This is a genomic window from Streptomyces ficellus (assembly GCF_009739905.1).
Lineage (GTDB): Bacteria > Actinomycetota > Actinomycetes > Streptomycetales > Streptomycetaceae > Streptomyces > Streptomyces ficellus_A.
The window spans coordinates 3,087,974-3,114,053 of sequence record NZ_CP034279.1 but is presented as its reverse complement, the minus strand read 5'-3'; the positions used below and the strand labels follow the sequence as shown (position 1 = coordinate 3,114,053).

The following is a 26,080-nucleotide window of genomic DNA, read 5'->3' as shown; positions in this document are numbered from 1 at the left end:
AGCAGATTCAGCCACCGTTCCACGCAACCGGGGTCCCGCCGCGTCCCTCTCACTCATTGCCGGTTTGGAAGGTATGTCCGGCAACGAACGAGCGCGGATGGGGACGATATGCGCGGGATCAGTCGAAGGGGCCTGCTGGGAGCCGGGGTTGGAGCCGCGGCCGCCGCGGCCGCCGTCGGGATCAGTGGCTGCGGTGCCGGTGGCGGCGGTTCGGACGGGGCCGGGAACGCGCCCGGCAAGGGTGGCAAGAACGGTTCGGGCGATCCGGCCCCCGGCAAGGTGGAGGGGCGGCCCATCGGCGACGGCTCCACGTCCGACACCGGAAAGCAGCCGAACCAGCCCGACAAGCCCGTTCCCCTGGAGCCCGGCCAGACCCCGCCGCAGTTCGTGATCTTCTCCTGGGACGGTGCCGGAGAAGTCGGCAACGGGCTTTTCCCCCGGTTCCTGGAACTCGCCAAGGACCACGGCGCGGGGATGACCTTCTTCCTCTCCGGGCTGTACCTGCTGCCGGAATCGAAGCAGAGCCTCTACCGCCCGCCCAACAACCGCATCGGCGCCTCCGACATCGGTTACCTCACCGACGACCACATCAAGCAGACGCTGAAGTACGTGCGCCAGGCGTGGCTCGACGGGCACGAGATAGGCACCCACTTCAACGGCCACTTCTGCGCCGGATCCGGCTCGGTCGAGAAGTGGAGCCCGGCCGACTGGCAGAGCGAGATCGACCAGGCGGTGAAATTCGTCACCGAGTGGAAGACCATCACCGGCTGGACCGACCTGGAACCGCTGCCCTTCGACTACCGCAAGGAACTCGTCGGCGCCCGCACGCCCTGCCTCCTCGGCCAGGACAACCTCCTGCCCACGGCGAAGAAGCTCGGCTGGCGCTACGACGCCAGTTCCCCCGGCGGCCACCAGAAATGGCCCGTGAAGCGCCAGGGGATCTGGGACCTGCCGCTCCAGGCGATGCCCTTCCCCGGGCACGGCTTCGAGGTCCTGTCCATGGACTACAACATCCTGGCCAACCAGTCGAAGAACACGACCAAGGGCATGCCCTCGCGTTATCCCGGCTGGAAGAAGCAGGCCACCGAGGCCTATCTGGCGGGATTCACGCGCGCCTACGAATCGAATCGTGCGCCTTTCTACATCGGCAACCACTTCGAGCAGTGGAACGGCGGCATCTACATGGACGCCGTCGAAGAGGCGCTCAAGGGCATGGCCGGGAAGAAGGACGTACGGCTGGTGTCGTTCCGGCAGTTCTGCGACTGGCTCGACGTCCAGGACCCGAAGATCCTCGACAAGCTGCGGTCGCTGGAAGTCGGCCAATCGCCGGCCGGAGGCTGGAACACCTTCCTTAAGTCCGCCTGACATCGGGCTTTACGGGCAGCCAGGGGGGCGCGCAAGATCCCCGAAACGCACATGCGAAACTTTTCACATGAGCTTCAGCCGCGCCCCCCGAGGCACCCTGCTCACCGCCGGTGTCCTGGCCGCCGCGCTCGCGCTGACCGCGTGCAGCGGCGAGTCGGGCGGCAAGTCCGGCGGTGGCGGCAACACCAACTTCGTCACCAGCACGGGCGGCATCGACACCGTCGCCAAGGGTGAGCGCACGGCCCCCGGCAAGCTCGCCGGTGAGACGCTCGACGGCAAGCGGCTCGACGTCGCCGACCTCAAGGGCAAGATCGTCGTCCTGAACGTCTGGGGCTCCTGGTGCGGCCCCTGCCGGGCCGAGGCCAAGCACTTCACCAAGGTCGCGAACGAGCTCAAGGCGCGGGGCGTCGAGTTCGTCGGTATCAACGCCCGCGACGGCAACAAGCGGCAGGCCCTCGCCTTCGAGGAGAGCTTCGCCGTCCCGTACCCCAGCCTGTACGACCCGGCGGGCGAGCTCCTCCTCTACGGCTTCCCCAAGGGCACCCTCAATCCGCAGGGCATCCCGTCCACGATCGTCCTCGACCGTGACGGCAAGATCGCGGCGCGGGCCCTCAAGCCGCTGAACGACACCGACCTGCGCACGATGATCGACCCGATCCTCAAGGACGAGGCGCCCGCGAAGGCCGCGGGGAACTAGCCGATGTACAACGAGACGGTCTCCAGCGGGGCCCTCCTGCTCGCCCTGCCCATCGCGGTGCTCGGCGGGCTGGTGTCGTTCTTCAGCCCCTGCGTCCTGCCGCTCGTCCCCGGCTACCTCTCGTACGTGACCGGGGTCACCGGCACCGACCTGGCCGAGGCCCGGCGGGGCCGGATGGCCGCCGGAGCCGCCCTCTTCGTCCTCGGCTTCTCCGCCGTGTTCGTCTCCGGCGGCGCCCTCTTCGGCTACTTCGGCTGGACCCTCCAGGCCCACCGCGAGACGCTCACCACCGTCCTCGGTGTCCTCATGGTCCTCATGGGGATCTTCTTCCTCGGGCTCATGCCGTGGTTCACCCAGCGCGAGTTCCGCTTCCACAAGCGGCCGGTGACGGGGCTCGCCGGAGCGCCGCTGCTCGGCGCGCTGTTCGGCATCGGCTGGACGCCGTGCATCGGCCCCACGCTCGCCTCCGTCCAGGCCCTCGCGGCCAACGAGGCCAGCGCGGGCCGCGGGGCGCTGCTGACCCTCGCGTACTGCCTCGGTCTCGGCCTGCCGTTCGTGCTCGCCGCGATCGCGTTCCGCAAGGCGCTCGGCGCTTTCACGTGGATCAAGCGGCACTATGCGTGGGTGATGCGGATCGGCGGCGGCATGATGATCGTGACCGGTCTGCTGCTGCTCACAGGTGCGTGGGACGCCCTGGTGCAGGAGATGCAAGGGTGGTCCGCAGGCTTCCAGGTGGGGATCTAGTTCCATGAGCAAGACAGAGACGACCGCACGCGACGAGGCGGAGGCCGGCGCGCAGCTGTCCACCGCCCCCAGGGAGGAGACCTTCTCGGGCGGCGGGCCCGCGCTCGGCGTCCTCGGCTGGATCCGCTGGTTCTGGCGGCAGCTGACCTCCATGCGGGTCGCGCTGATCCTGCTCTTCCTGCTGTCCCTCGGCGCCATCCCGGGCTCGCTGATCCCGCAGAACAACGTCGACGACCTGAAGGTCCGCACCTTCAAGGAGCAGCACGAGGTCCTGGCGCCGGTCTACGACCGGCTCCAGCTGTTCGACGTCTACAGCTCGGTGTGGTTCTCCGCGATCTACATCCTGCTGTTCGTCTCCCTCATCGGCTGCATCGTCCCGCGCACCTGGCAGTTCACGGGCCAACTGCGCAACCGGCCGCCCGCCGCGCCCAAGCGGCTCACCCGCATGCCCGCGTACACCAGCTGGCGCACCGCGGCCGAGCCGGAGGAGGTGCGCGAGGCCGCCCTGAGGATGCTGCGCGGCCGCCGCTTCCGCGCGCACACGGCGGGGGACGCGGTCGCCGCCGAGAAGGGGTACCTGCGCGAGGTCGGCAACCTCCTCTTCCACATCGCGCTGATCGTGATGCTGGTGGCGTTCGCCACCGGCCAGCTCTTCAAGTCGGAGGGCGGCAAGCTGATCGTCGAGGACGACGGCTTCGCCAACACGCTCAGCCAGTACGACGACTTCAGGTCCGGGTCCCTGTTCTCCACCGACGAGCTGGCGCCGTTCAGTTTCCGGCTGAACCAGTTCACCGGTACGTACGAGTCCTCAGGACCCCAGCGCGGCACCCCGCGCACCTTCGAGGCGGACGTCACCTACTCGCGGGCCGACGGCGTGAAGAAGCGCGGCGTCATCCGGGTCAACGAGCCGCTGGAGGTCGACGGCTCGAAGGTCTACCTGATCTCCCACGGCTACGCGCCGGTCGTCACCGTCAAGGACGGCAGCGGCAAGGAGGTCTTCCACGGTGCCGTGCCGCTGCTGCCGATCGACAACAACATCACCTCCACCGGTGTGGTCAAGGTGATGGACGGCTACCGCGACAAGACCGGCAAGAAGGTTCAGCTGGGCTTCCCGGCCTTCTTCGTCCCGACGTTCGCGGGCAAGGGCCACGGCCAGATGTTCAGCGAGTTCCCCGCGCTCGCCTTCCCGGCGCTGAACCTCAGTGCCTACCACGGCGACCTGCGCGTCGACGGCGGCCTGCCGCAGAACGTGTACCAGCTCAACACCAGCAAGATGAAGCCGTTCAAGGACGCGAACGGCGAGATCTTCAAGAAGACGCTGCTGCCGGGCGAGACCATGACGCTGCCGGGGGGAGCGGGCTCGATCACCTTCGAGAAGGAGATCAAGGAGTGGGCCAGCTTCCAGATCTCCCAGCAGCCCGGCAACGGGCTCGCCCTCGCCGGCGCCATCGCCGCGATCGCCGGACTGGCCGGCTCGCTGTTCGTCCAGCGCCGCCGGGTGTGGGTCCGGGCCGTACGCGGGGACGACGGCGTGACCGTCGTCGAGATGGCGGGCCTGGGGCGGAGCGAGTCCGCGAAGCTCCCCGAGGAACTGGCCGACCTGGCCACCACGCTGCACGACCGGGCGCCGACCGCGCCGGAGCCGACCGCGACAGAGCCGGCCGGTGAACCCGAGCCGGGCGACGAACCCGAGCCGGGCGACGAACCCGCACCAGCCGACGAAGGGGCTGAGAAGTGAATCTCGCCGCCGCGACCAACGAGAGCCTGGCGGAGATGAGCAACGTGCTCGTCTACTCCGCCATGGCGGTCTACATCCTGGCCTTCCTCGCGCACATCGCCGAGTGGGTCCTCGGCAGCCGCAGCAAGGTCGGCCGTACGGCGGCGGCCCTGACGCCCGCCACCGCACGGGCGCGGGCCGAGGCGCACGCCGGCCGGCAGGGCGGGGGCACCGCCGTCCTCGACAAGCCGAAGGTGGTCACCCGCTCCGCCACCGGCGCCCGTGACGTACCGGACGGGCCCGGCGCGGCCGGCGGCGACGAGAAGGGCGACCTGTACGGGCGCATCGCCGTGTCGCTGACCACCCTCGCCTTCCTCGTCCAGGCCGCCGGGGTCGTCACCCGCGCCCTGTCCGTGCAGCGCGCCCCCTGGGGCAACATGTACGAGTTCTCGATCACCTTCTCCACCGTGGTGGTCGGCGCGTACCTGGGCTTCCTGGTGGCGCGGAAGAACGTCCGCTGGATGGGTCTGCCGCTGGTCACCACCGTCCTGCTGGACCTGGGCGTGGCCGTGACCTGGCTGTACACGGAGAGCGACCAGCTCGTCCCCGCCCTGCACTCGTACTGGCTGTGGATCCACGTCTCGACCGCGATCTTCTGCGGCGCGGTGTTCTACCTGGGCGCGGTCGGCACGCTGCTGTACCTGTTCCGCGACACCTACGAGAACAAGATCGCGAACGGTGGCACGCCGAGCGCCTTCGCCCGCTCGGTCCTGGAGCGGCTGCCGGCGGCCGCGAGCCTGGACAAGTTCGCCTACCGGGTCAACGCGGCGGTCTTCCCGCTGTGGACGTTCACGATCATCGCGGGCGCCATCTGGGCCGGTGACGCGTGGGGCCGCTACTGGGGCTGGGACGCCAAGGAGGTCTGGTCGTTCATCACGTGGGTGGCCTACGCCGCCTACCTGCACGCCCGGGCGACGGCCGGCTGGAAGGGCCGCAAGGCCGCGTACGTCGCGCTGATCGCGTTCGCGTGCTGGCTCTTCAACTACTACGGCGTGAACATGTTCGTGAACAGCCTCCACTCGTACGCGGGCGTGTGAGGTAGCGCGGGCCCCGGGAGCGCGGGACGCTGGAGGCATGGCCGATCAGATCCCGCCCGGTACCAGCGAGAGCCACGACGGCAGCCACGTCCTGCGGTTCGTGGTGCCCCTGCCCCACCCGGAGGAACGCGTCTGGCTCGCCCTGACCACCCCCGGCGGGCTGCGGGGGTGGCTCGCCGAGGCGGAGGTCCTGCAGAACCGGCTGGGCGGCGAGGTCGTCCTGCGCTGGCTCAACACCGCGCCGACGACCCTGGTGAGCGGCACCGTCACCGCCTGGGACCTGGAGCGGGTCGTCGAGTACACGCTCCAGACGCACGGCCGGGCGCGGTTCCACCTGGAGCCGGGCGGCGGACCGAGGGCGACCGTGCTGCGGTTCACCAACGAGTTCCGGGGCACGGAGGACTTCCGGCTCGACTGCCTGGCCGGCTGGCACGACCACTTCCTGTACCTCGCCGACTCCCTCGACGGCCACCTGGCCGACTGGCCGTCCTGGTCCCGGGCACGCTGGCAGGAACTGCGTGACCAGTACGAGGCCCGGGACTTCGACGCGTCGTAACGCGCACGGCCCACCGCGCTCCCTCCCTAGGGCGTGCGCGGGGGCATGCACTCGCCGGTCGGGGGCTTGCCCTCCGGCCAGGCGATCTGGACGAAGCGGGGCTTGTCGCGGGTCAGCTCCACCACCGGCACCGCCTTGTTGTACGGGTTGCCGTGGTTGTCCAGGCAGATCCAGCCGCCCGCGCCCCGCACCCGCAGGTCGCCGGTCATCTGGGGCCATTGGAGGCCCACGTCCTCCAGGGCAGGCAGCCGCTCACCCCGTACGGTGGCCCGCCGGATCGCCAGCACGGCGACCGCCATGGCGTCGTACGCGACGATCGCCTGGCCGTCGGAGAGCTCGATCGCCCCGACCGGCCCCGCCTCCGGGCCCGACACCGCCGCCAGGACGGCGCGGAACCGTTCGTACGCCTGCGCCGAGCCGCCCGTCGCCGGGAGCTTCCGGCCCGGGGACGGCTGCCAGGCGTCGGGGTGGGCCAGCGCCGCGTACCGGACGGTCAGCCCGGCGCCCAGCGCGTCGCGGTCAAGTTCGGGGTCGGCGCCGAGGTAGGAGCCCTCGTCGCCGGTCAGCACGGTGAACGCCCGGTGGGTGCAGCCGCGTGCCCCCAGCGCGTTGATGAACTGCCGCAGCTGGGTGTGGCGTCCGGCGAAGTACACGGTGTCCGCGCGCGTGGTGCACAGCAGGTGGGCGATCTGCTGGAAGGTGTTCGCGGTGGTGCCCTCGTCGTTCGGGTTCTTCGGCGAGGTGAACAGCTGCGGCTGGTACGGGGACTTCGCCAGGAGCTTCGAGAAGGCGCCCTTCAGGGTGTCCGTGTAGTGGTCGCCGTCGCGGGCGTCGTGGACCAGGATCGCCTTCGCCGCGTCCACCCGCCCGAAGTGCGCGAGGGCGTCCGCCTCGTCGCTGTTGGTGGGGGAGACCCGGGCGAGGCCCGGGAACGGCTTCCGGCCGGGGCCGTTGGTGAGGTCGTCGGCGGTGATGGTGGTGCCGACGACCGCGACGCCCGCACCGGTCAGCTCGGTCACCGCCTGCCGCACGGGGGCGCTGCTGGTCGCTATGCCCGACACGGCGCGCAGGTGGTGCGGCGCACCGGTCATGCCCTTCAGGGCGTCCACGGTGGGGCGCCAGTGGGCGTTGCCGTCGCCGGTGTTGGCGAGGACCAGCCGGATCCTGGGCACCTGGTTGTTGGACCGGTTGTTGGCCTCGTACTGCTGGGCGAACGCGCCCTGCACCTCGTGCAGGATCTTGGTCCGCATCGAGGGGCTGGTGGACGTCAGCGGCAGCAGCAGCGCCACCGTGGCGTACTGGCCGGGCTCCAGCCGGTCGTTCTCCTCGTCGATGGCCCGGGCGACGTCCCGCAGGGCCGGGACCCCGAAGTCGTGGCCGTCGCCGGAGACCCCGACGCACTCGGCGCTGCCCGCCGGGCGGGCCACCCCCGGCGCGCAGGAGCGGTCCTCCGGGGTGGTCAGCCGGCCGACGGCGTACACCGTGCCGGCGGCCAGCAGCGCCAGCACCAGCGCGCTGGTGACGATCTTCTGCCGGGTGGTGTAGAAGACCCGGTAGCGCAGGGGATGGGGCACGTCAGACTCCGTCCTCCCGGCCCGGCGGGACGGTGAGCCCCCGCCAGGCACGGATGTCCTTCGGCCAGTGGGTGGCCGCGTCCCACAGCGGGCTGGTGCCGGTCAGGTGCCGGCCGGAGAGCTGGCGCAGCTCGTGCACCAGCATGTCGTCCACGTCGTCGTCGGGCAGGGCGAGGTGGTCGGTCAGCAGCCACACCGCGTGCAGCAGCCGCCGCAGGCACAGGTGCAGGGCCGCCGCGTCCCCGTCCAGGCCGTCCGGCAGCGGGCCGCCCGGGTCCTCGCCGAGCGCCACCGCGCGGCGCGGGTCGGGCCCGGTGCTCCGGTGTTCGCGGGGGTACGGGGCGGAGGCGATCATCCGCAGCCGCCCCAGCCAGCCGAGGACGTCCGGGCCGGGGAACGCCCGCCGCAGCTCGGTCACCGCCCCCTCGGTCCGGCCGAGCGCCAGTTCCTGCCGGAGCCGGTGGGGCGCCGCGTCGGGGGTGGGCCCGTGGTGGCGGTGCAGCGTCTCGTGGACCGCGCGCCACGCGGCGTACGCGGGCGCGTCGCCGTCGTGGAACCGCAGCCGGTGCAGCAGCAGGGCCCGCAGCAGCGGGTCGGCGACGAAGTGCCCGTCGCCCTCGGGCCAGCCGTCCGCCCGCAGCGCGTCCCGCACCAGCAGCGCCATGTCGCCCTCCAGCGACGCGCCGCGCAGCCGGGTGCGGGCCAGCACCCGGGCCGACCCCTCGTCGTGGGCGGCGGCCAGCACGGCGGCCACGTCGGGGCGCAGCCCCGGCGGCAGCAGCTCGCCCAGCAGGGTCGCGGCGACCGGCACGGCGGGGGCGTCCTCGCGCAGCTCCACCGTCAGGTCCAGCAGCGCGCCCGGGGTGAGCGCCCCGCGCCGCTCCGCCGGCACCCCGCCCGCCGCCCGCCCGAGCAGCGCCACCGCCAGCGGCCGGCCCCCGGTCAGCCGGTGCACCGCCCGGGACAGGCCGGCCGGGGTGCGCCCGGCCGGGTCGTGCCGGTCGAACACGGCCCGGGTGTGCGCCGCGCCCAGCGGGGTGAGCTCCACGGCGAGGATGCCCGACGTGATGTCCGGGCCCCGGGGGCAGGGCGCCCGGTGGGCGACCTCCGGCAGCCGCGCCCGGGTCGCCCGGCTCAGCCCCTCGTGGTCGCGGTCCCGGGACGAGGCGACGATCACCAGCTGGTCGCGGTGCCCGGCGCTGCGGTCCCGCAGGACGGGTTCGACCAGGCGGCGGCCCAGCGGGAGGTGGGCGTTGTCCAGCAGGACCAGGGGGCGGCCGCGCCGGGTGCCGCGCCGGGTGAGGCCCGTGTACGCGCGGCGGACGTCCTCCACGAGCGCGCCGACGAGGAACCCCTCGGCCTCCTCCCGGCGCCGCCCGCCCTGCTCGAAGTCGACCGCCAGCTGGTGCAGCCCCAGCTCGCCGCGCCCGCCCGCGTTGCGGTAGGCGCCGTACCAGGCCTTGGACTTGCGCTGGTAGCGGCCGAACACCTCCTCCAGGACCGTCTCCACCGTCGCCTCGGCCAGCACCCCGGCGAGCGGCGCCGTCGACTCGGCGGCCGTGGCGGCGAGTTTGGCCAGCACCTTGGAGACCCACGTACCGGCCGCGCCCTTGGTCTCGTCGACGGTCGCCAGGACCGGCCCGAGGCGCTGGAGGTCGCGCCGCGCCCGGTCGTCGTCCTCCTGCGACCAGCCGGTGACGGCGACCGCCGCGAGGCCCAGGGCGAGGCGGGGGAACTCCACCGGCTTCGCCGAGTGGACCTTCGGCGACAGCTGTACGGCCAGCTCGGCGAGGGCGCCCGTCAGCGGGTTCCAGCCGGGCCCGTGGTCGAGCGGCGGCTCGATGTGGGCGCAGTCCAGCAGCGCGAGCGGGGTGCCGCCCCGGTAGGCGTTGCGGATCTGCTTCAGCAGCGCGGTCTTGCCCATGCCGCGTCCGCCGGTGAAGACGGTGACGGGCGGGTCGTCGCCGTGCTCGTACGCGGCGGCGGCGAAGCCGTACGGGGTGAGGCCGGTCAGCCGCGCGGCCAGCCCGGTGTCGTCCAGGACCGCCTCGCGGCCGTACAGCTCCCTGTCCACCGCCACCCCCCGTGACTCAGCGTCAAGTCAAGGTTACTTTCGAACCGTTGGCCGTGTGCGGGGTCGGGCGAACCGTCATGCAGTCGTGATCGCGTCGAGCTGCGCGCGCAGGTAGGTGTGCGAGTCGGTGCCCCGGACGTCCGTGCCGGGGTCGCACTCGTAGAAGTACACCAGCGACATCAGTTCCTCGGCGGGTACGTCGGCGGGCGGCGGCAGCACCCGGTGGCGGCCCGAGCGCCAGCGCCCGCCCGTCCAGAAGGCCATCAGGTCACCGATGTTGACGGTGAACGCGTCCGGGTCGTACGGGGCGTCCTGCCAGCCCGCGTCGTCCGTGAAGACCTGGAGCCCGCCCCGGCCCGCCTGCCGGTCCAGCACGGTCACCGTCCCGAAGTCGGTGTGCGGCCCGATCCGGAACTGGCCCGGCTCCGGCTCTCCCACCACGTCCCGCCCCGGGTACCAGTTGATGTTGAAGCCCCAGGTGGGGTGGCCGGTGTGCCGGGTGAAGAAGTCCTCGCCCTCGCCGAGCGCCTCGCCCAGCAGGCCCAGCAGCCGGTCGGACAGCTCCCGCATCCGCGCCAGGTACTCCTCCACCAGTGGTCTCAGCCCCGGTACCTCGGCCGGCCAGGTGTTGGGCAGGAACCACTCGGCGTCCACCGCCGGGTCGCCGGTCGGCTCGTGGGAGGCGAAGGACAGCGACTCCTTCAGGTCCGGCGGGCTGACGGCACCCTCCGCGTGGGCGTTGGCCTCCGCGCCCGGCCCGAGCCAGCCGCGCCCGCCGACCTTCACGGCGTACGGCGCCTTGACCCGCGCGTCCAGGTGGAAGAAGTCCCGCGCCTCGCGCCGGATCGCCGCCCGCAGCGCGGGGTCGACGCCGTGCCCGGTCACCAGCAGGAACCCGGCGGTGCGCAGCGCCCGGTCGACGGTCCGCGCGGTCGCCGCGCGGGCGGCGGGGTCGCCGGACAGCCACGGCGCCAGGTCGACGACGGGGACGGCCGCCTCGGAGGCCGGGAATTCACTCATCGCCGATGTCCTCGTTCCAGAGCGCCGGGTGTTCGGCGACGAAGCCGCGCATCATCGCCACGCAGGCCGGGTCGTCGAGCAGGACGACCTCCACGCCGTGGGCGGCGAGCCAGTCGTGCCCGCCGTGGAAGGTCTCCGCCTCGCCGATCACCACCCGGGAGATCCCGAACTGCCGCACGAGCCCCGAGCAGTACCAGCACGGCGAGAGCGTGGTCACCATGGTCGTCCCCCGGTACGACCGCTGCCGCCCGGCCGCCCGGAACGCGGCCGTCTCGGCGTGCACGGAGGGGTCGCCGTCCTGGACGCGGCGGTTGCGCCCCCGGCCGAGGAGGGTGCCGTCCGCGCCGTAGAGGGCGGCCCCGACGGGGATGCCGCCCTCGGCGAGCCCGGCCCGCGCCTCGGCGACGGCGGTGTCCAGCCACCGCCGTACCTGCTGCTCACTGTCCATGGCGGGAAGCCTTCCCCGCCGGCCGCCGGAATTCCCCCGGCGGCCCGGTTCCCCGCGCCCGGCGGGTGAGGGCCGGGCGGGGGTCAGGTCCGGTCGGGGCCGGTGTCGCCGTCGTCCTGCTGCTCGTCCTTCTCCTCGCGGAGCGACTTCAGGAACTCGGGGTTGTCGTCCGGGGCGACCCATTGCGAGCGGCCCGCGCGACCGCCGGCGGCCCGGGGGCGGCGCTGCTTGCCGCCGACGACCCAGACGATCGGGCCGACCACCCAGAACAGGAGGATGATGAAGACCCAGGCGACCTTGGGGAGGTGCTTCACCTCGTCCTCGGGGGTGTTCAGGCAGTCGATGAACGCATAGATCGCCAGCGCCAGCGGCAGGATGTACAGCAGTGCCCTGAGCATGTGGGACGGCCCCCTGAAGCGTTGGCGGGGCGCGTTTCCCAAGCCCCGGTGACGAACCCAGCGTAACGGGTACCGGATACTGGGCCCCATGGCTTACGACGATCTCCGCTCGCTGCTCAGGGCGCTGGAGCGCGAAGGCGACCTCAAGCGCATCAAGGCCGAAGTCGACCCGTATCTGGAGGTCGGGGAGATCGTCGACCGCGTCCAGAAGTCGGGCGGCCCGGCCCTGCTCTTCGAGAACGTCAAGGGCTCCGCCATGCCGCTCGCGATGAACGTCTTCGGGACGGACCGCCGGCTGCTGAAGGCGCTCGGGCTGAAGTCCTACGACGAGATCAGCGCCAAGATCGGCGGCTTGCTGAAGCCGGAGCTGCCGCACGGCTTCGTGGGCGTGCGCGAGGCGTTCGGCAAGCTGGGCGCGATGACCCACGTACCGCCGAAGAAGGTCAAGGACGCGCCGGTGCAGGAGGTCGTCCTGACCGGCGACGACGTCGACCTGGAGCAGCTGCCCGCCCTCTTCACCTGGCCCAAGGACGGCGGGTCGTTCTTCAACCTGGGGCTCACGCACACCAAGCACCCCGAGAACGGCATCCGCAACCTCGGTCTCTACCGCCTCCAGCGCCACGACCGGCGCACCATCGGGATGCACTGGCAGATCCACAAGGACAGCCGCAACCACTACCAGGTCGCCGCCCGGCGCGGGGAGCGGCTGCCGGTGGCGATCGCGTTCGGCGCGCCGCCCGCCGTGACGTACGCGTCGACGGCGCCGCTGCCCGAGGACATCGACGAGTACCTGTTCGCCGGATTCCTCCAGGGCAAGCGGATCGAGATGGTCGACTGCAAGACGGTCCCGCTCCAGGTGCCGGCGCAGGCGGAGGTCGTGCTGGAGGGCTGGCTGGAGCCGGGCGAGATGCTCCCCGAGGGCCCGTTCGGCGACCACACCGGCTTCTACACCCCGCAGGAACCGTTCCCGGCGCTGACCATCGACTGCGTGACCATGCGGAAGCGGCCGCTGCTCCAGTCGATCGTGGTGGGCCGCCCGCCGACGGAGGACGGCCCGCTGGGCCGGGCGACGGAACGCTTCTTCCTCCCCCTGCTCAAGATCATCGTGCCGGACATCGTGGACTACCACCTGCCGGAGTCCGGCGGCTTCCACAACTGCGCGATCGTCTCGATCGACAAGAAGTACCCGAAGCACGCCCAGAAGGTGATGCACGCCATCTGGGGCGCCCACATGATGTCGCTGACCAAGCTGATCGTGATCGTCGACGCCGACTGCGACGTCCGCAACCTGCACGAGGTGTCCTGGCGGGCCCTCGGCAACACCGACTACTCCCGCGACCTCACGGTCGTCGAGGGCCCGGTCGACCACCTGGACCACGCGTCGTACCAGCAGTTCTGGGGCGGCAAGGCGGGCATCGACGCCACGAAGAAGTGGCCCGAGGAGGGCTACACGCGCGACGGCGGCTGGCCGGACATGGTCGAGTCCGACCCGGCGACGGCGGCCCTGGTCGACCGCCGCTGGAAGGAGTACGGGCTGTGACCGCGTCCGCGTCCGCCGGCGCGCCGGCGGTGCCGCAGCCGGGCGGCGGGAAGGTGCGGGCCTTCCTGCGCCTGGTCCTCATCGAGCACTCGGTCTTCGCGCTGCCCTTCGCGTACATCGCCTCGCTCACCGCCATGTACCAGGAGGACGCCACCGTCCACTGGACGGAGCTGCTCCTGGTCACCGTGGCGATGGTGGGCCTGCGCACCTTCGCGATGGCCTGCAACCGGATCATCGACCGCGAGATCGACGCCCGGAACCCGCGCACGGCGGGCCGCGAGCTGGTCACCGGCGCGGTGTCCGTCCGGTCCGCCTGGACCGGGGCGCTGGTGGCCCTGGCGGCCTTCCTGGGCGCCGCCGCCCTGCTGAACCCGCTCTGCCTGGCGCTCGCGCCGGTCGCCGTCGTCCCGATGGTGGTCTACCCGTACGGCAAGCGGTTCACGAACTTCCCGCACGCCATCCTGGGCCTGGCGCAGGCCATCGGGCCCGTCGGTGCCTGGCTGGCGGTCACCGGCGCCTGGTCCTGGGACGCGGTGATCCTGGGGCTCGCCGTGGGCGTCTGGATCGGCGGGTTCGACCTGATCTTCGCCTGCCAGGACGTGCAGGCGGACCGCGCCCACGGGGTGAAGTCCGTCCCCGCCCGCTTCGGCATCCCAGCGGCCCTGCACGGCGCCCGCGCCTGCCACGTCGTCACCACCGCGCTGCTGGTCTGGTACGCGCTGGCCACCGGCGCGGGCGTGTTCTTCTGGGCGGGCCTGCTGATCGTCGCCGTCGCGTTCGTCTACGAGCACACCATCGTGCGCCCGCACGACCTGTCCCGGCTGAACCGGGCGTTCTTCACCACCAACGGCTTCATCGGCGTCGCGCTCTTCGTGTGCGCGCTCACCGATCTGCTGGTGCGCGGCCTCAGCCTCTGAGCCCGGACGCCCCGGACGCCGCGCGTGGGCGGCGGCGGAAGACGAACGCCGCCGCCACGCCCGCGAGCAGCCCGAACAGGTGGCCCTGCCAGCTGACGCCGGACTGCGTGGGCAGCACGCCCAGCAGGATCGTGCTCCCCCAGACGGCGCCGACGAGCAGCCCGGTGAGGATGTCCAGCGGGCTGCGGTCCACGAAGCCGCGCACCACCAGATAGCCGAAGAGGCCGAAGACCAGGCCCGACGCGCCCGCCGTGACGCTGTACGAGGGTGCGACCAGCCAGACGCCCAGCCCGTCGACGACCACGATCAGCGCGGCGACGGCCAGGAAGCGGCGGACGCCGCCGAGCGCGGCGAGGAACCCGAACACCAGCAGCGGCACGGTGTTCGCCGCCACGTGCCCGAAGCCGAAGTGCAGGAACGCCGACGGGACGACGTCCCGCAGCTCGGCGACCTCGCGCGGCGAGACGCCGTACGGGTCGAGCGCGTGCCCGCTCACCACGTCGACGGCCTCCAGCAGCCACAGCAGGGCCACCCACGCGCCGACCAGCAGGGCGGCGGCCCTGACCCGGTCGGCGCGGGTCCGGCCGCCGACGTCGCTGCCCGTGGTGTTCGCCATGACGGCCCCCTGCCGTGTCGCGCGCCGTGGCGCCGGCGTGTCTCCTCCCGGAAACGTCCGGTGCGCGCCCGCGGTTCCGCGCCGGCCGCCCGACCCCCACCGACCGGTCCCCCGCGGGCGGGGCCGGATAGGCTCAGCGGCGTGGAGCCGGTACAAACGCAGCGTCGTCCGTGGGTCGTCGGGGTGTCGGGGGCGTCGGGAACCCCGTACGCCGCCGCCGTGCTGCGCGGGCTGCTCGCCGCGGGGGAGAGCGTCGATCTGGTGGTGTCCCGGGCGTCGCGGCTGACGCTGCTCGACGAGACCGGGATCGCCTTCCGCGACGCGCACTGGCGCGAGGACCTCGCGGAGTGGCTGTCGCGGGGCGCGGACGGCAAGCCGGGCACGTTCCGGGCGGACGTGTCGGACGTGCGGCACTGGGCGGCGGGCGACCTCGCGGCCGGGCCGTCGTCGGGTTCGTACCCCGTCAAGGGGATGCTGATCGTGCCGGCGTCCACCGCGTGCGTGGCGGGGGTGGCGCTCGGCCTGTCGAAGGACCTGTTGCAGCGGGTGGCCAGCGTGACGCTGAAGGAGCGGCGGCCGCTGGTGGTGGCGGTCCGGGAGACGCCGCTGAACGGCCAGACGCTGCGGCACCTGGTGGCGCTGGACGACGCGGGCGCCGTGGTGCTGCCCGCCTCCCCGGCGTTCTACGCGGGGGCGACGCACATCCAGGACCTGGTGGACTTCGTCGCGGGACGGGTGCTGGACGCCGCGGGCGTCCCGCACCGGTTGTACCGCCGCTGGAAGGGAGAGCTCGGCGGCGCCCGCGGGGACGAGTGAGTCCGCGCGCATGTGGGCGTAGGTCATCCCGATCGTGTACACGGTGAGTGTCGCCGCCCGACGAATCACCTTTGATCATTTAAAAGATTCACAGGGCATTGGATCCGTGTGCCTTTGTTTCTACAATGAACGTGCTGTATTGCTGAATAATGGAAGGCTTCAGGTATATGGACGCCGTGGACAGGCAGCTCATCCAGGCCCTTCGTGAGAACGGCCGGGCCTCGTACGCCGAGCTCGGCCGGCTCGTCGGGCTCTCCGGGCCCTCCGTCACCGACCGGATCAACCGCCTGGAGGCGGCGGGCGTCATCACCGGCTACCGCGCCACGGTGGACTCCGCCTCCCTCGGCCTCGGCGTCACGGCGCTGATCGGCATCTCCCTCTCGGACGCCGCCGACCACGAGGACGTGGCCCGCCGGCTCAAGGACCTCGCCGAGATCGAGGACTGCTGGTTCATCGCCGGCGACGACTCCTTCATGCTCAAGGTGCGCGCCAGCGACGTGGACGGCCTGGAGAAGACCATCCGCCGGCTGTCCGGCACCAAGGGCGTCTCCCGGACGCGGACGACCATCGTGCTGTCGACCAAGTGGGAGAACCGGGTCGGCGACCTGCCGGAGGAGGGCTGACGCCGCCCCCCGAATGCGGGGGAGTACGGTGGTGGAGCCCGATTGACGCACGTATGGGAGGCGGCCTGCTATGGACGCGGGGCTCAAGCGCGAGCTCGAGGAGAAGGTCCGGTCCGGGGAGCGGCTGACCCGCGAGGACGGCATCGCCCTCTACGAGTCGGACGACCTGGCCTGGCTCGGCGGCCTCGCCCACGAGGTGCGTACGCGCAAGAACGGTGACGTCGTCCACTTCAACGTCAACCGGCACCTCAACATGACCAACGTGTGCACCGCGTCGTGCGCGTACTGCTCGTTCCAGCGCAAGCCGGGCGAGAAGGACGCGTACACCATGCGCATCGAGGAGGCCGTCCGCCTCGCCAAGGCGATGGAGAACGACAACCTCACCGAGCTGCACATCGTCAACGGGCTCCACCCCAACCTGCCGTGGCGCTACTACCCGCGCTCGCTCAGCGAGCTGAAGAAGGCGCTGCCGAACGTCTCCCTGAAGGCCTTCACCGCCACCGAGATCCACCACTTCGAGACCATCTCCGGGATGTCGGCGTCCGACATCCTCGACGAGCTGATCGAGGCCGGCCTGGAGTCCCTCACCGGCGGCGGCGCGGAGATCTTCGACTGGGAGGTCCGCCAGCACATCGTGGACCACCGCACCCACTGGGAGGACTGGTCCCGGATCCACCGCCTCGCGCACGAGAAGGGCCTCAAGACCCCGTGCACGATGCTGTACGGGCACATCGAGGAGCCCCGGCACCGGGTGGACCACGTGCTGCGGCTGCGGGAGCTCCAGGACGAGACCGGCGGCTTCCAGGTCTTCATCCCGCTGCGCTACCAGCACGACTTCGTGGACATGCAGGACGGCAAGATCCGCAACCGGCTCCAGGCGCGGACCACGATGGCGACCGGCGCCGAGGCGCTCAAGACCTTCGCCGTCTCGCGGCTGCTCTTCGACAACGTTCCGCACGTCAAGGTCTTCTGGGTCATGCACGGCGTCCAGACCGCCCAGCTCGCGCTCCAGCACGGCGCGGACGACATGGACGGCTCGGTCGTCGAGTACAAGATCACGCACGACGCCGACAACTACGGCACCCCCAACAAGCTGGGCCGCGAGGACCTGCTGGAGCTGATCCGCGACGCCGGCTTCCGCCCGGTGGAGCGCAACACGCGCTACGAGATCATCCGCGAGTACCCGGGCCCGGACGAGGGCCGCCGCGAGACGCCCCAGCCGATGCGCGTCTGACCCGTCGCGCCGGCCGCGCCGGGGCGCGCTCCGGGCCGGTCACCGGGCGTCCGGTGGCCGGCCCGCGGACGGCCGCACGGGCCCCGCGCCGCGCCGTTTATCGTCGTACGCATGCCGCTGACCTTCGAACTGGACCCGCCGGTCGACCCCACCCTCCGGGACGGCGTCCTCGCCCTGTGGACGGACGTCTCCAACGCGGGCGGCTCCGTCGGCTTCGTTCCGCCCGTCACCCCCGACGACATCCGCCCCGAGTGGGTCGGGCATCTCACGGCCATGGCCGAGGGGCGCACCCGGCTGCTCGTCGGCCGGGACGAGGACGGCGCCGTCGCGGCGACGGCGTTCATCGCGCACAACACGCACCGCCTGATGACGCACTGGGTGTGGCTGTACACGGTGATGGTGCACCCGCGTCACCAGGGCAAGGGGTACGGGCGCGACCTCATGGCCGCGACGGAGGCGGCGGTACGCGGCCTCGACGGCATCGACGCGATCAGGCTGACCTGCCGGGGCGGCACCGGTGTCGACCGGTTCTACGCCTCGTGCGGCTACAAGGAGGTCGGGCGGGTCCCGGACGCGATCCGGGTGGCGGACGGGGACGACCGCGACGACATCATCATGTACCTCCCCCTCACCCCCTGAATTGATCGATTCGTCACGTGCTTCACTAGTCAGGCAGGAACGCCGTACGAAGGAATACGAAGGAAGAAGGCCCCGCCGTGTCCGCTGCTGCCAGCACGAGCGCCACGATCCGGTACACCCTCATGCGTCTCGGCGTCTTCGCCGGGTGCTTCCTCGTCCTGTGGGGCCTGGTGTACGTCGGCGCGCTGCCGCGCGGCCTCGGTGACTCCAACCTCCTGTGGGTGCTGCTGCTGTCCATCGTGATCTCGGCGCCGCTCAGCTTCGTCCTGCTGCGCAAGCAGCGTGACGCGATGTCCGCGCAGATCGTCGACAAGGTCGACACCGCGAAGGCCCGCCTGGAGGCGAACCGGACCCGCGAGGACAGCGTCACGCAGTGACGTGGCTCACGCCCGTCCCACCCGCCTTTCCCGCACCCCCGTGCCGAAGCCGCGCTTCGCACGGGGGTGTTGGCGTTCCCGGGCCCCTGACCGTGCCCGCACCCGGGCCCGCGTCCCAAAGAAGTGCTTTGAGGTCCTCAAAGTTCAAGTGTTAACGTGTTCGACGTGACGACAGCAGTGCGCCTCCAAGACGACGCCATGGGCATCCCGCTCGTGGCGCGCCTGCATGTCGACCTCTGCCGCTGTATGTCCGCGGTCTGTTGCCGCGCAGTCTGACCCGGCATCATGCAGCGGCGCCGCCGAAAGGCGCGCGCGCCGCACCCCTCGTCCCGTATTCCCCGATACGCACCACTGGAGTGTGTCCGTGTCCGCGTCCGCGAGCACCGCGAACCCCGATGCCCAGCCCACCCGCCGCCGCATACCGAAGGTGCCCTTCTGGGCCCAGATCGTCGCCGGTCTCGTCCTCGGCGTCGTCCTCGGCTGGGTCACCCGCACCTATGACGTGCAGTGGCTGCACACCACCCTCGACCAGGTCGGCCACATCTTCGTCCAGCTGCTGAAGCTGGCCGTCGCGCCGCTCGTCTTCTTCGCGATCCTGGTGTCCATCACCAACCTGCGGAAGGTCAACAACGCCGCCCGGCTGGCCACCCGCACCCTGCTCTGGTTCATGATCACGTCGCTGATCGCGGTCGCCATCGGCCTCACGATCGGCCTGCTCACCAACCCGGGCGCCGGTACCGGCCTCACCCCGAAGGACGGCGAGAAGCCCGAGAGCGCCGGCTCCTGGCTGGACTTCCTCACTGGGATCATCCCCACCGACGTCATCACGCCGTTCACCGAGCTGAACGTCCTCCAGATCGTCTTCATGGCCGCCGTCGCCGGTGTCGCCGCGCTGAAGCTCGGTGAGAAGGCCCAGCCGATCCTCACCTTCAGCGAGTCGGTGCTGGCCCTGCTCCAGAAGGCCCTGTGGTGGGTCATCCGCCTCGCCCCGATCGGCACCGTCGGCCTCATCGGCTACGCCATCGCCGACTACGGCTGGGACCTCATCGGCAAGTACGCCACCTTCACCGCCGACGTCTACATCGGTTGCGCGCTGGTCCTGTTCGGCGTGTACCCGCTGCTCCTCGCGACGGTCGCCAAGGTCAACCCGGTCCAGTTCTTCAAGGGCGCCTGGCCCGCCATCCAGCTGGCCTTCGTCTCCCGCTCCTCCGTCGGCACCATGCCGGTCACGGTCAAGGTCACCGAGCGCCTGGGCGTGCCGAAGGAGTACACCTCGTTCGCCGTCCCGTTCGGCGCCACCACCAAGATGGACGGTTGCGCCGCGATCTACCCGGCGCTCGCCGCGATCTTCATCGCGCAGATCTTCGACGTCCAGCTGGGCATCGGCGACTACCTGCTGATCGCGTTCGTCTCGGTGATCGGCTCCGCCGCCACGGCCGGCCTGACGGGCGCCACCGTCATGCTGACGCTGACCCTCTCCACGCTGGGCCTGCCGCTGGAGGGCGTCGGCCTGCTCATGGCGATCGACCCGATCCTGGACATGATGCGCACGGCCACGAACGTCGCCGGCCAGGCGCTCGTCCCGGTGATCGTCGCCGCCCGCGAGAAGATCCTCGACCACGACGCGTACAACGCGGCGTCGTCCTCGCCGATCGACGACGAGGACGAGGACGCGTACGGCGTGCGTGACGCCGAGCGGAAGGTGACCGTGCCGGCCACCGCCTGACGGCTCGCACTCGCGCACGCGACGGTGCCCCCGACCCGCCGTGGGTCGGGGGCACCGTCGCCGTCACAGGCCGCCGGTCTGGAGGAGGCGGTTGGGGGAGGACTTGGTGACCGTGAGGACGTCCTTCACCGACTGGTCCATGATCCAGGTGTAGACCTGCGCGGAATTCGCCCCCGGGTAGCGGGCCTTGAGGAGCGTCGCCACGCCCGCGACGTGGGGGCTCGCCATCGACGTGCCGTTCAGGGAGACGCTGCCGCCGCCGAGGCGGGCCGACAGGATGGCCGCCCCGGGTGCGTAGACGTCCAGGCAGGGGCCGTAGTTGGAGAAGTCGGTCTCCTGGTCCTGGTGGTTGGTTGCCCCGGTGGTGAGGACCCGGGCCGCGCTCGCGGGGGAGACGTTACAGGCGTCGATGGAGTCGTTGCCGGCGGCGACCACCGGGAGGACGCCGCTGTCCGACAGATTCGTCGCCGCCTGGTTGACGGCGTCACTGCGCGGGCCGCCGAGGGAGCCGTTGAGCACCGCGGGCTGCCTGGCGTTCTTCGCCACCCAGTCCATGCCGGCGATCATCCCGCCCAGGGTGCCCCGGCCGTCGCAGCCGAGGACGCGGACGCTCACCAGCGCCGCCTGCCGGGCCACGCCGAAGTTCGCCCCGCCGACGGTGCCCGCCACGTGCGTCCCGTGACCGTTGCAGTCCTGGCCGTTGCGCCCGTCGCCCATCGCGTCGAACCCGGGCCTCGCGCGGCCGCCGAACTCCTGGTGCCCGTAGTCGATCCCGGTGTCGAGGATGTACGCCGTGGCGCCGGAGCCCGTGCTGTTGACGTTGAACTGCTGGTTGAGGGGCAGGTAGGGCTGGTCGATCCGGTCCAGTCCCCAGCTGTACGCCGGGGCGCGGTTCGCGCGCGGCGGGCTCGCGGTGACGACCGCGTCCTGCTCCACCGCCGCCACCTCCGGCAGGCCGCGCACGGTCGCCAGCTGGGCGGTTTCGAGCCTGGCGGTGAACCCGCGCAGCACGGTGGAGTACTCGTGCAGCGCGGTGACGCCGAGCCGCTGGGTGACCCCGGCCGCCGAGGCGGAACCGGGTTTCAGGGTGACGATGTACTGGCCGGGGACGGGCGCGGCGGTGGTGCGCAGGGGGGCGGGCTCGTCGTCGTCGGCAGCGGCAGCGGTGGCGGGGGTCGCGGTGAGGGGGAGCAGGAGGAGCATCGCGGCGAAGGCGCGGCGAGCGGACAGCCTCATGCAGAACTCCGATCGGGAGTGTCCGGCAAAGAGCGACAGACCCAGGGAAGCAGCCCGCCACCATCGCCCGGCATCACTCACTGGAGTGACGCGAACACTTTCGGTGGCGAACGGCGCATGTGTCCACGGGTTATGTGCGCGGCACGCGCCCTTCCGGCGGGCCGTAGTCTTACCGCCTACCGAGAAGTAGTAGGAGGACGGGCTTCGTGAAGAGCACGGGTGCGAGGGCGAAACGCCTGCCGCGGGCCGAGCGCGAGCAGCAGATGCTGGACGCGGCCGTGCAGACCTTCGGGCAGCGCGGGTACCGCGCGGCGTCGATGGACGAGATCGCCGAACTGGCGGGTGTCTCCAAGCCGTTGGTCTACTTGTACCTGAACTCCAAGGAAGACCTCTTCACCGCCTGCATCCGCCGCGAGGCCGCCGCGCTGGTCGCCGCCGTGCGCGGCGCCGTGGAGCCGGAGGGCGCCGCCGGGCCGGGCATGCCGGCCGACCGGCAACTGTGGGCGGGGCTCACCGCGTTCTTCGCCCACACCGCCGAGCACCCGGACGGCTGGGCCGTGCTGCACCAGCAGGCCCGCACCCACGGCGAGCCGTTCGCGGCCGAGGTGGCGGAAATGCGGGCCGAACTCGCCGCGTTCGTCACCGGCCTGATAGGTGAGGCGGCCCGCGCCGCGCACCAGGACCCCGCGTTCGGCGACCGGGACGTGTCCGGTCTCGCCCAGGCGCTGGTCGGCGCGGCCGAGTCGCTGGCGCAGTGGGCCAACGAGACGCCCGGGGTCTCCGCCCACGAGGCCGCCGCGACCCTGATGAACTTCGCCTGGACCGGCCTGGCCGGCCTCATGGACGGACACCGCTGGTCACCGACCCGGTGAGCTGAACCGAGCCGCCCGGCTCGCAGCGGCCCGGCTCCCGGCGGCCCTGGCTCGCAACGGCCCGGCTCCCCGCAGGCCCGGCCCCCGCCCACCCCCGCTTCCGGCGACCCGCCCCCCGCCCGCCACCCCTCCCGGTCGACCGGCCAGGATGCCTGACGCCGTGTGCACCGTGTGCGCGGTGACGACAGCAGAGGATGGCCCGGCCATGAGACCCGAAGTGCAGGCGTTCGTCGCCGACGGCCCGCTTCCCGACTGGGACGCGAGCGAGGAGGAGATCGACCGGCGGGTCGCGCAACTCGAGGCGATCGCCAGGCCGGTCACGGGGGAGGAGGCCCGGGCGCTCGTCGCCTGTTTCGGCCCGGACGACTGCTACGGCGTCGCCTGGACGCTCCTCCACCTCATCGAGACCGGCCCGAACCCCGTCCTGACCGACCCGCCTGGACCCGACGCCAACGAGTGGCACCAACGGCTCTACGGCCGCGCCGGGTCCTGATCCGGAACAGGGCGGGGCGGCTCACTGTCCAAGCTCCGTGCGGAGCCCTAGATTTACTCCTGAGTAAGGTTACTGAGAAGTCAGGAACTGGCCCGGGGCGGCACCCCACGCCCGCCCCGGCCCCGCCCGACGAAGGAGCCGCACGTGACGCCCGCCCCCGCCCCGCCGCCGCACGAAGTCTCCGTACCGCCGCTGGTCCCGCCCGCGACGAGCGGGTCCCTCGCCGACATCCCCTTCGACAACGCCCGCGAGGCGCCCGCCGATCCGGTGCTCAGCCGCAAGGACGCCGAGGGCGCCTGGTCCGACGTCACGGCCGCCGGCTTCGCCGCCGAGGTGCTCGCCGTCGCCAAGGGCCTGGTGGCCGAGGGCCTGCGGCCCGGCGACCGGCTCGCCGTCATGGCCCGCACCACGTACGAATGGACCCTGCTCGACTTCGCCGCCTGGGCCGCCGGTCTGATCACCGTCCCCGTCTACCCGACGTCCTCCGCCTTCCAGGCCCGCTGGATCCTCCAGGACTCGGGCGCCGTCGCCTGCGTCGTCGAGACCATGGACCAGGCACGGATGATCAGCACCGAACGCAGGCAGCTCGCGGACCTGCGCCACCTGTGGGTGTTCGACGCGGGAGCCGTCGGCACCCTGAAGCAGGCCGGCCACCGGATACCCGACGAGGTCGTCACCGCCCGCCGGGCCGGCCTGTCCCCGGAGTCGATCGCCACCCTCATCTACACCTCCGGCACCACCGGCCACCCCAAGGGCTGCGTCATCACCCACGCCAACTTCTTCGCCGAGGTCGACAACGCGGTGGAGCTGCTGCACCCCGTCTTCAAGAGCGTCAGCAAGGACCCCGCCTCCACCCTGCTGTTCCTGCCCCTGTCCCACGTCTTCGGTCGCATGGTCGCCATCGCCTGCCTCCGCGCCCGGGTACGCCTCGGGCACGCGCCCTCGATCCGCACGGAGGACCTGCTCGCCGACCTCGCGGGCTTCCGGCCGACGTTCCTGCTCGCCATCCCGTACGTCCTGGAGAAGGTCTTCAACACCGGCCGCGCCACCGCCGAGAAGATGGGCCGCGCCGCCTCCTTCGACCGGGCGGCCGCGATCGCCGGGCGGTACGGCGAGGCGGTGGAGGCCGCGCAGCACGGCACCGGTCCCGGCCCGTCACGCGGGCTGCGGCTCGCCCGCGCCCTGTACGACCCGCTGGTCTACCGCCGCGTCCGGGCGGCCCTCGGCGGCCGCGTCCGGTACGCGATCTGCGGCGGCTCCCCGCTGGGCAGGCGCCTGGCGTCGTTCTACGCGGGCGCGGGCATCGACGTGTTCGAGGGGTACGGCCTCACGGAGACCACCGCCGCGTCCACCGTGACCCCGCCGCTCAGGCCCAAGCTCGGCACGGTCGGCCGGCCCCTGCCGGGCACGTCGGTACGGATCGCCGATGACGGGGAGGTCCTGCTGCGGGGCGGCCACGTCTTCGCCGGCTACTGGGACGCGGAACGCGGCGACCCCGTGCCGGTGGCCACGGACGGCTGGTTCGCCACCGGTGACCTCGGCGCGCTGGACGAGGACGGCTACCTCACCATCACGGGCCGCAAGAAGGACATCATCATCACCTCGGGCGGCAAGAACGTCACCCCCGCCCCACTGGAGGACTGGCTGCGCGCCCACCCCCTGGTCTCCCAGTGCATGGTGGTCGGCGACGACCGCCCGTACGTCACCGCCCTCCTCACCCTGGAGCCCGACGGCCTCGCCCACTGGCGCCGGATGAACAAGAAGGACGACGTGCCGCTGCGGGACCTCGTGGCCGACGAGGACCTGCGCGGCGCGCTCCAGAAGGCCGTCGACGAGGCCAACCGCCTGGTCTCCCGCGCCGAGTCCATCCGCCGCTTCCGCGTCCTGGCGACCGACTTCACGGAGGAGGGCGGCCACCTGACGCCCTCCCTGAAGCTCAAACGCGCCGCCGTGGCAAGGGACTTCGCGGCGGACATCGAAGCGCTGTACGAGGGTGACGGCCGCTGACCCCCGCCTCTCACGCCGGTCGATACGCGGTCAGGAGCAGGGTCGCCGCGGTACGGGGACCCTCTCCCGTGGCGGGCAGCACCTCGGCGCTGATCCGGGCGAACCCCGCCTCGTCCAGGGCCTTCACCCAGATGTGCTCCTGGAGCACCCACCGGCGCATCGTGGCCGCCGCTCCCTCGGGCGTCTTCGCCGGGACGTCGGCGGCCGTGATGTCCGCCTGTGCAGGAGCGCCGCTCAGGTAGTGCGCGAGGGTGGCGAACACCAGGCGCCCACCCGGCCGCAGAGCGACGAGGGCGGCCGGCAGCAGTTCGCGGGGATCGGTGAAGTCCACGGCGCCGAAGACGCTGTAGAGCACGTCGTAGGGGCCGTTCGCCCCCCGCAGGTGTGAGACGGCGTCGGACCGGACGATCCGAAGGCGCGGCGCGAGGTGGCTGAACAGGTCGGTCGCGATGTGGTGCTGGGCGGGGGAGGAGTCGACCGCGACGACTTCGGACGGATCCTGGTGCATGACGAGGTGAGCGGCATGCCGGGCCGCCCCGGCCCCGAGATCGGCGACGACCCGCCCGGACAGGTCCCCCAGCAGCTCCGCACCGGGACCACCGTCCTGGCTCCAGGTCCAGTGAAAGGTGTCGGGGACCGCCCGGTCCCCCTCGGCGCGGATGCGGCCGTAGTGATGCCAGAGATCTGTGGTGGTGGTCATCCGCCCTATGCTGGCGGTGCGGCCGCGGTGTCGGGCGGGATCGCGACAATGTCACCCTTGCGCGTCTCGGGCCCCCTCTTGCCGGGGACCGAGACGCAGGACGATCAATGCGAGTCGTTACCGGGGTGGCATGGGCCGCAGTCGGCGGCGTCCGCCCAGAGAGGCAGGTCGACGTCCCAGCCGTCGGCGGCGACGATCTGCGCCGTCCTGAGCACCGAGCCGTCGTTCTTCATCCCCACCTCCGGCACGTGGTGCAGGAAGTGCCCACCGTTGTGCTTGTCGCACAGCGCCGAGTACGCGACGGTGTCCAGGATGATCGTGTGAACGCCGATGTCCACGAGCCTGCTGGGCGCGAGCCCCAAGGACTCGCCCCGGTGCCGCATCGCGGTCAGCAAGTAGACGTAACCCTGACCCAGGACCCGGGTCGCCATGACCGAGTCATAGGGGTAGTCCCGCATGAGCAGTCCGACCTGCTTGTCCCACAACTCGTCTGGCACGACGTCCCGGACCGAGCGGCTCGGTCCGGTGGTCGGGTCGGCGGCGAGCGGAACGACAGTCATGGCCATGGTGCCTCCGGTGGACGGAGCCCCGGGT

At 71.8% G+C, this 26,080-nt stretch carries 26 protein-coding genes; 17 read left to right on the top strand and 9 right to left on the bottom strand.

Translation table 11 applies throughout. The annotated features are described in order from the left end of the window. Positions 1 to 108 precede the first annotated feature (108 nt). The 6 genes from EIZ62_RS13605 to EIZ62_RS13580 all read left to right on the top strand — a co-directional run bounded on the left by EIZ62_RS13605 (position 109) and on the right by EIZ62_RS13580 (position 6,176). Entirely contained in the window at positions 109 to 1,365 is a 1,257-nt protein-coding gene (locus tag EIZ62_RS13605) for a polysaccharide deacetylase family protein (RefSeq protein ID WP_156692952.1), read from the top strand. A gap of 67 nt (positions 1,366 to 1,432) precedes the next feature. Then, on the top strand, positions 1,433 to 2,062 hold the full coding sequence (locus EIZ62_RS13600) for a TlpA family protein disulfide reductase (protein WP_156692951.1): 630 nt from the start codon (positions 1,433 to 1,435) through the stop codon (positions 2,060 to 2,062). 3 nt (positions 2,063 to 2,065) lie between these two features. Continuing rightward, positions 2,066 to 2,806 (top strand): cytochrome c biogenesis CcdA family protein, encoded by a 741-nt coding sequence (locus EIZ62_RS13595; protein ID WP_156692950.1) that lies wholly within the window; start codon positions 2,066 to 2,068, stop codon positions 2,804 to 2,806. Between the two features lie 4 nt (positions 2,807 to 2,810). Next, positions 2,811 to 4,544: a cytochrome c biogenesis protein ResB gene (gene resB / locus EIZ62_RS13590; RefSeq protein WP_156692949.1), complete on the top strand. Its 1,734-nt coding sequence runs from the start codon at positions 2,811 to 2,813 to the stop codon at positions 4,542 to 4,544. Next, positions 4,541 to 5,620 carry a c-type cytochrome biogenesis protein CcsB gene (gene ccsB / locus EIZ62_RS13585; protein WP_156692948.1) on the top strand — a complete coding sequence of 360 codons (1,080 nt, stop codon included), beginning with the start codon at positions 4,541 to 4,543 and terminating at the stop codon, positions 5,618 to 5,620. The genes resB and ccsB overlap by 4 nt, the downstream gene beginning before the upstream one ends. Before the next feature lie 37 nt (positions 5,621 to 5,657). Further along, positions 5,658 to 6,176 (top strand): SRPBCC domain-containing protein, encoded by a 519-nt coding sequence (locus EIZ62_RS13580; RefSeq protein WP_156692947.1) that lies wholly within the window; start codon positions 5,658 to 5,660, stop codon positions 6,174 to 6,176. 26 nt (positions 6,177 to 6,202) lie between these two features. On the opposite strand, the gene EIZ62_RS13575 is transcribed toward EIZ62_RS13580, so the two are convergent. The 5 genes from EIZ62_RS13575 to EIZ62_RS13555 form a co-directional block, all read right to left on the bottom strand. Then, positions 6,203 to 7,750 (bottom strand): type 1 periplasmic-binding domain-containing protein, encoded by a 1,548-nt coding sequence (locus tag EIZ62_RS13575; protein ID WP_156692946.1) that lies wholly within the window; start codon positions 7,748 to 7,750, stop codon positions 6,203 to 6,205. Between the two features lies 1 nt (position 7,751). Continuing rightward, on the bottom strand, positions 7,752 to 9,824 hold the full coding sequence (locus tag EIZ62_RS13570; RefSeq protein WP_156692945.1) for a hypothetical protein: 2,073 nt from the start codon (positions 9,822 to 9,824) through the stop codon (positions 7,752 to 7,754). A 75-nt stretch (positions 9,825 to 9,899) separates the two neighbouring features. Next, entirely contained in the window at positions 9,900 to 10,844 is a 945-nt protein-coding gene (locus EIZ62_RS13565) for an isopenicillin N synthase family dioxygenase (protein WP_156692944.1), read from the bottom strand. Then, complete coding sequence (locus EIZ62_RS13560; protein WP_156692943.1) at positions 10,837 to 11,292, bottom strand: nucleoside deaminase; 456 nt, start codon at positions 11,290 to 11,292, stop codon at positions 10,837 to 10,839. The genes EIZ62_RS13565 and EIZ62_RS13560 overlap by 8 nt, the downstream gene beginning before the upstream one ends. Before the next feature lie 83 nt (positions 11,293 to 11,375). After that, positions 11,376 to 11,690, bottom strand: a complete 315-nt coding sequence (locus tag EIZ62_RS13555; RefSeq protein ID WP_156692942.1) for a PLD nuclease N-terminal domain-containing protein — start codon at positions 11,688 to 11,690, stop codon at positions 11,376 to 11,378. Between the two features lie 88 nt (positions 11,691 to 11,778). Between EIZ62_RS13555 and EIZ62_RS13550 the strand changes: the two genes are divergently transcribed. Then, positions 11,779 to 13,230 (top strand): menaquinone biosynthesis decarboxylase, encoded by a 1,452-nt coding sequence (locus EIZ62_RS13550; protein ID WP_156692941.1) that lies wholly within the window; start codon positions 11,779 to 11,781, stop codon positions 13,228 to 13,230. Next, entirely contained in the window at positions 13,227 to 14,147 is a 921-nt protein-coding gene (gene mqnP, locus EIZ62_RS13545) for a menaquinone biosynthesis prenyltransferase MqnP (protein ID WP_156692940.1), read from the top strand. Before EIZ62_RS13550 ends, mqnP begins: the two co-directional genes overlap by 4 nt. Here the strand turns inward: mqnP and EIZ62_RS13540 are convergent. Beyond that, a complete protein-coding gene (locus EIZ62_RS13540) occupies positions 14,137 to 14,763 on the bottom strand; it encodes a rhomboid family intramembrane serine protease (protein WP_156692939.1) in 627 nt (208 codons plus the stop codon). The genes mqnP and EIZ62_RS13540 overlap by 11 nt on opposite strands. A gap of 141 nt (positions 14,764 to 14,904) precedes the next feature. On the opposite strand from EIZ62_RS13540, the gene EIZ62_RS13535 reads away from it, so the two are divergent. The 6 genes from EIZ62_RS13535 (at position 14,905) to EIZ62_RS13510 (ending at position 20,178) form a co-directional block, all read left to right on the top strand. Next, entirely contained in the window at positions 14,905 to 15,579 is a 675-nt protein-coding gene (locus EIZ62_RS13535; protein ID WP_156692938.1) for a UbiX family flavin prenyltransferase, read from the top strand. A gap of 167 nt (positions 15,580 to 15,746) precedes the next feature. Continuing rightward, a complete protein-coding gene (locus EIZ62_RS13530) occupies positions 15,747 to 16,202 on the top strand; it encodes an Lrp/AsnC family transcriptional regulator (protein ID WP_064070042.1) in 456 nt (151 codons plus the stop codon). 70 nt (positions 16,203 to 16,272) lie between these two features. Then, positions 16,273 to 17,436, top strand: coding sequence for an aminofutalosine synthase MqnE (gene mqnE, locus EIZ62_RS13525; RefSeq protein WP_156692937.1), 1,164 nt, complete (start codon positions 16,273 to 16,275; stop codon positions 17,434 to 17,436). A 111-nt stretch (positions 17,437 to 17,547) separates the two neighbouring features. Beyond that, positions 17,548 to 18,075, top strand: coding sequence for a GNAT family N-acetyltransferase (locus tag EIZ62_RS13520; protein ID WP_156692936.1), 528 nt, complete (start codon positions 17,548 to 17,550; stop codon positions 18,073 to 18,075). A 122-nt stretch (positions 18,076 to 18,197) separates the two neighbouring features. After that, positions 18,198 to 18,452 (top strand): DUF4229 domain-containing protein, encoded by a 255-nt coding sequence (locus EIZ62_RS13515; protein WP_156696375.1) that lies wholly within the window; start codon positions 18,198 to 18,200, stop codon positions 18,450 to 18,452. A gap of 358 nt (positions 18,453 to 18,810) precedes the next feature. Next, positions 18,811 to 20,178 carry a dicarboxylate/amino acid:cation symporter gene (locus tag EIZ62_RS13510; RefSeq protein ID WP_425281815.1) on the top strand — a complete coding sequence of 456 codons (1,368 nt, stop codon included), beginning with the start codon at positions 18,811 to 18,813 and terminating at the stop codon, positions 20,176 to 20,178. Between the two features lie 63 nt (positions 20,179 to 20,241). On the opposite strand, the gene EIZ62_RS13505 is transcribed toward EIZ62_RS13510, so the two are convergent. Continuing rightward, positions 20,242 to 21,414: a S8 family peptidase gene (locus EIZ62_RS13505; protein ID WP_156692934.1), complete on the bottom strand. Its 1,173-nt coding sequence runs from the start codon at positions 21,412 to 21,414 to the stop codon at positions 20,242 to 20,244. 236 nt (positions 21,415 to 21,650) lie between these two features. On the opposite strand from EIZ62_RS13505, the gene EIZ62_RS13500 reads away from it, so the two are divergent. From EIZ62_RS13500 to EIZ62_RS13490, 3 genes are all read left to right on the top strand, one after another. Then, entirely contained in the window at positions 21,651 to 22,286 is a 636-nt protein-coding gene (locus EIZ62_RS13500; protein ID WP_156696374.1) for a TetR/AcrR family transcriptional regulator, read from the top strand. A 205-nt stretch (positions 22,287 to 22,491) separates the two neighbouring features. Next, positions 22,492 to 22,779, top strand: coding sequence for a hypothetical protein (locus EIZ62_RS13495; protein ID WP_244375665.1), 288 nt, complete (start codon positions 22,492 to 22,494; stop codon positions 22,777 to 22,779). A gap of 144 nt (positions 22,780 to 22,923) precedes the next feature. After that, complete coding sequence (locus EIZ62_RS13490) at positions 22,924 to 24,786, top strand: AMP-dependent synthetase/ligase (RefSeq protein ID WP_341873945.1); 1,863 nt, start codon at positions 22,924 to 22,926, stop codon at positions 24,784 to 24,786. 10 nt (positions 24,787 to 24,796) lie between these two features. Here EIZ62_RS13490 and EIZ62_RS13485 read toward each other — a convergent pair whose 3' ends face one another. Further along, complete coding sequence (locus EIZ62_RS13485) at positions 24,797 to 25,486, bottom strand: class I SAM-dependent methyltransferase (RefSeq protein ID WP_156692932.1); 690 nt, start codon at positions 25,484 to 25,486, stop codon at positions 24,797 to 24,799. A gap of 104 nt (positions 25,487 to 25,590) precedes the next feature. Beyond that, complete coding sequence (locus EIZ62_RS13480) at positions 25,591 to 26,052, bottom strand: glycine-rich domain-containing protein (RefSeq protein WP_156692931.1); 462 nt, start codon at positions 26,050 to 26,052, stop codon at positions 25,591 to 25,593. Between the last annotated feature and the right edge of the window lie 28 nt (positions 26,053 to 26,080).

Bases quoted from the DNA above. Each gene is read 5' to 3' on its own strand.
- EIZ62_RS13540 (WP_156692939.1), bottom strand. From the start codon at position 14,763: ATGGCGAACACCACGGGCAGCGACGTCGGCGGCCGGACCCGCGCCGAC.
- EIZ62_RS13495 (WP_244375665.1), top strand. From the start codon at position 22,492: ATGAGACCCGAAGTGCAGGCGTTCGTCGCCGACGGCCCGCTTCCCGAC.
- EIZ62_RS13515 (WP_156696375.1), top strand. From the start codon at position 18,198: ATGCGTCTCGGCGTCTTCGCCGGGTGCTTCCTCGTCCTGTGGGGCCTG.
- EIZ62_RS13550 (WP_156692941.1), top strand. From the start codon at position 11,779: ATGGCTTACGACGATCTCCGCTCGCTGCTCAGGGCGCTGGAGCGCGAA.
- resB (WP_156692949.1), top strand. From the start codon at position 2,811: ATGAGCAAGACAGAGACGACCGCACGCGACGAGGCGGAGGCCGGCGCG.
- EIZ62_RS13555 (WP_156692942.1), bottom strand. From the start codon at position 11,690: ATGCTCAGGGCACTGCTGTACATCCTGCCGCTGGCGCTGGCGATCTAT.
- EIZ62_RS13480 (WP_156692931.1), bottom strand. From the start codon at position 26,052: ATGGCCATGACTGTCGTTCCGCTCGCCGCCGACCCGACCACCGGACCG.
- mqnE (WP_156692937.1), top strand. From the start codon at position 16,273: ATGGACGCGGGGCTCAAGCGCGAGCTCGAGGAGAAGGTCCGGTCCGGG.
- EIZ62_RS13520 (WP_156692936.1), top strand. From the start codon at position 17,548: ATGCCGCTGACCTTCGAACTGGACCCGCCGGTCGACCCCACCCTCCGG.
- EIZ62_RS13600 (WP_156692951.1), top strand. From the start codon at position 1,433: ATGAGCTTCAGCCGCGCCCCCCGAGGCACCCTGCTCACCGCCGGTGTC.
- EIZ62_RS13605 (WP_156692952.1), top strand. From the start codon at position 109: ATGCGCGGGATCAGTCGAAGGGGCCTGCTGGGAGCCGGGGTTGGAGCC.
- EIZ62_RS13530 (WP_064070042.1), top strand. From the start codon at position 15,747: ATGGACGCCGTGGACAGGCAGCTCATCCAGGCCCTTCGTGAGAACGGC.
- EIZ62_RS13485 (WP_156692932.1), bottom strand. From the start codon at position 25,486: ATGACCACCACCACAGATCTCTGGCATCACTACGGCCGCATCCGCGCC.
- EIZ62_RS13595 (WP_156692950.1), top strand. From the start codon at position 2,066: ATGTACAACGAGACGGTCTCCAGCGGGGCCCTCCTGCTCGCCCTGCCC.
- EIZ62_RS13560 (WP_156692943.1), bottom strand. From the start codon at position 11,292: ATGGACAGTGAGCAGCAGGTACGGCGGTGGCTGGACACCGCCGTCGCC.
- EIZ62_RS13580 (WP_156692947.1), top strand. From the start codon at position 5,658: ATGGCCGATCAGATCCCGCCCGGTACCAGCGAGAGCCACGACGGCAGC.
- EIZ62_RS13505 (WP_156692934.1), bottom strand. From the start codon at position 21,414: ATGAGGCTGTCCGCTCGCCGCGCCTTCGCCGCGATGCTCCTCCTGCTC.
- EIZ62_RS13565 (WP_156692944.1), bottom strand. From the start codon at position 10,844: ATGAGTGAATTCCCGGCCTCCGAGGCGGCCGTCCCCGTCGTCGACCTG.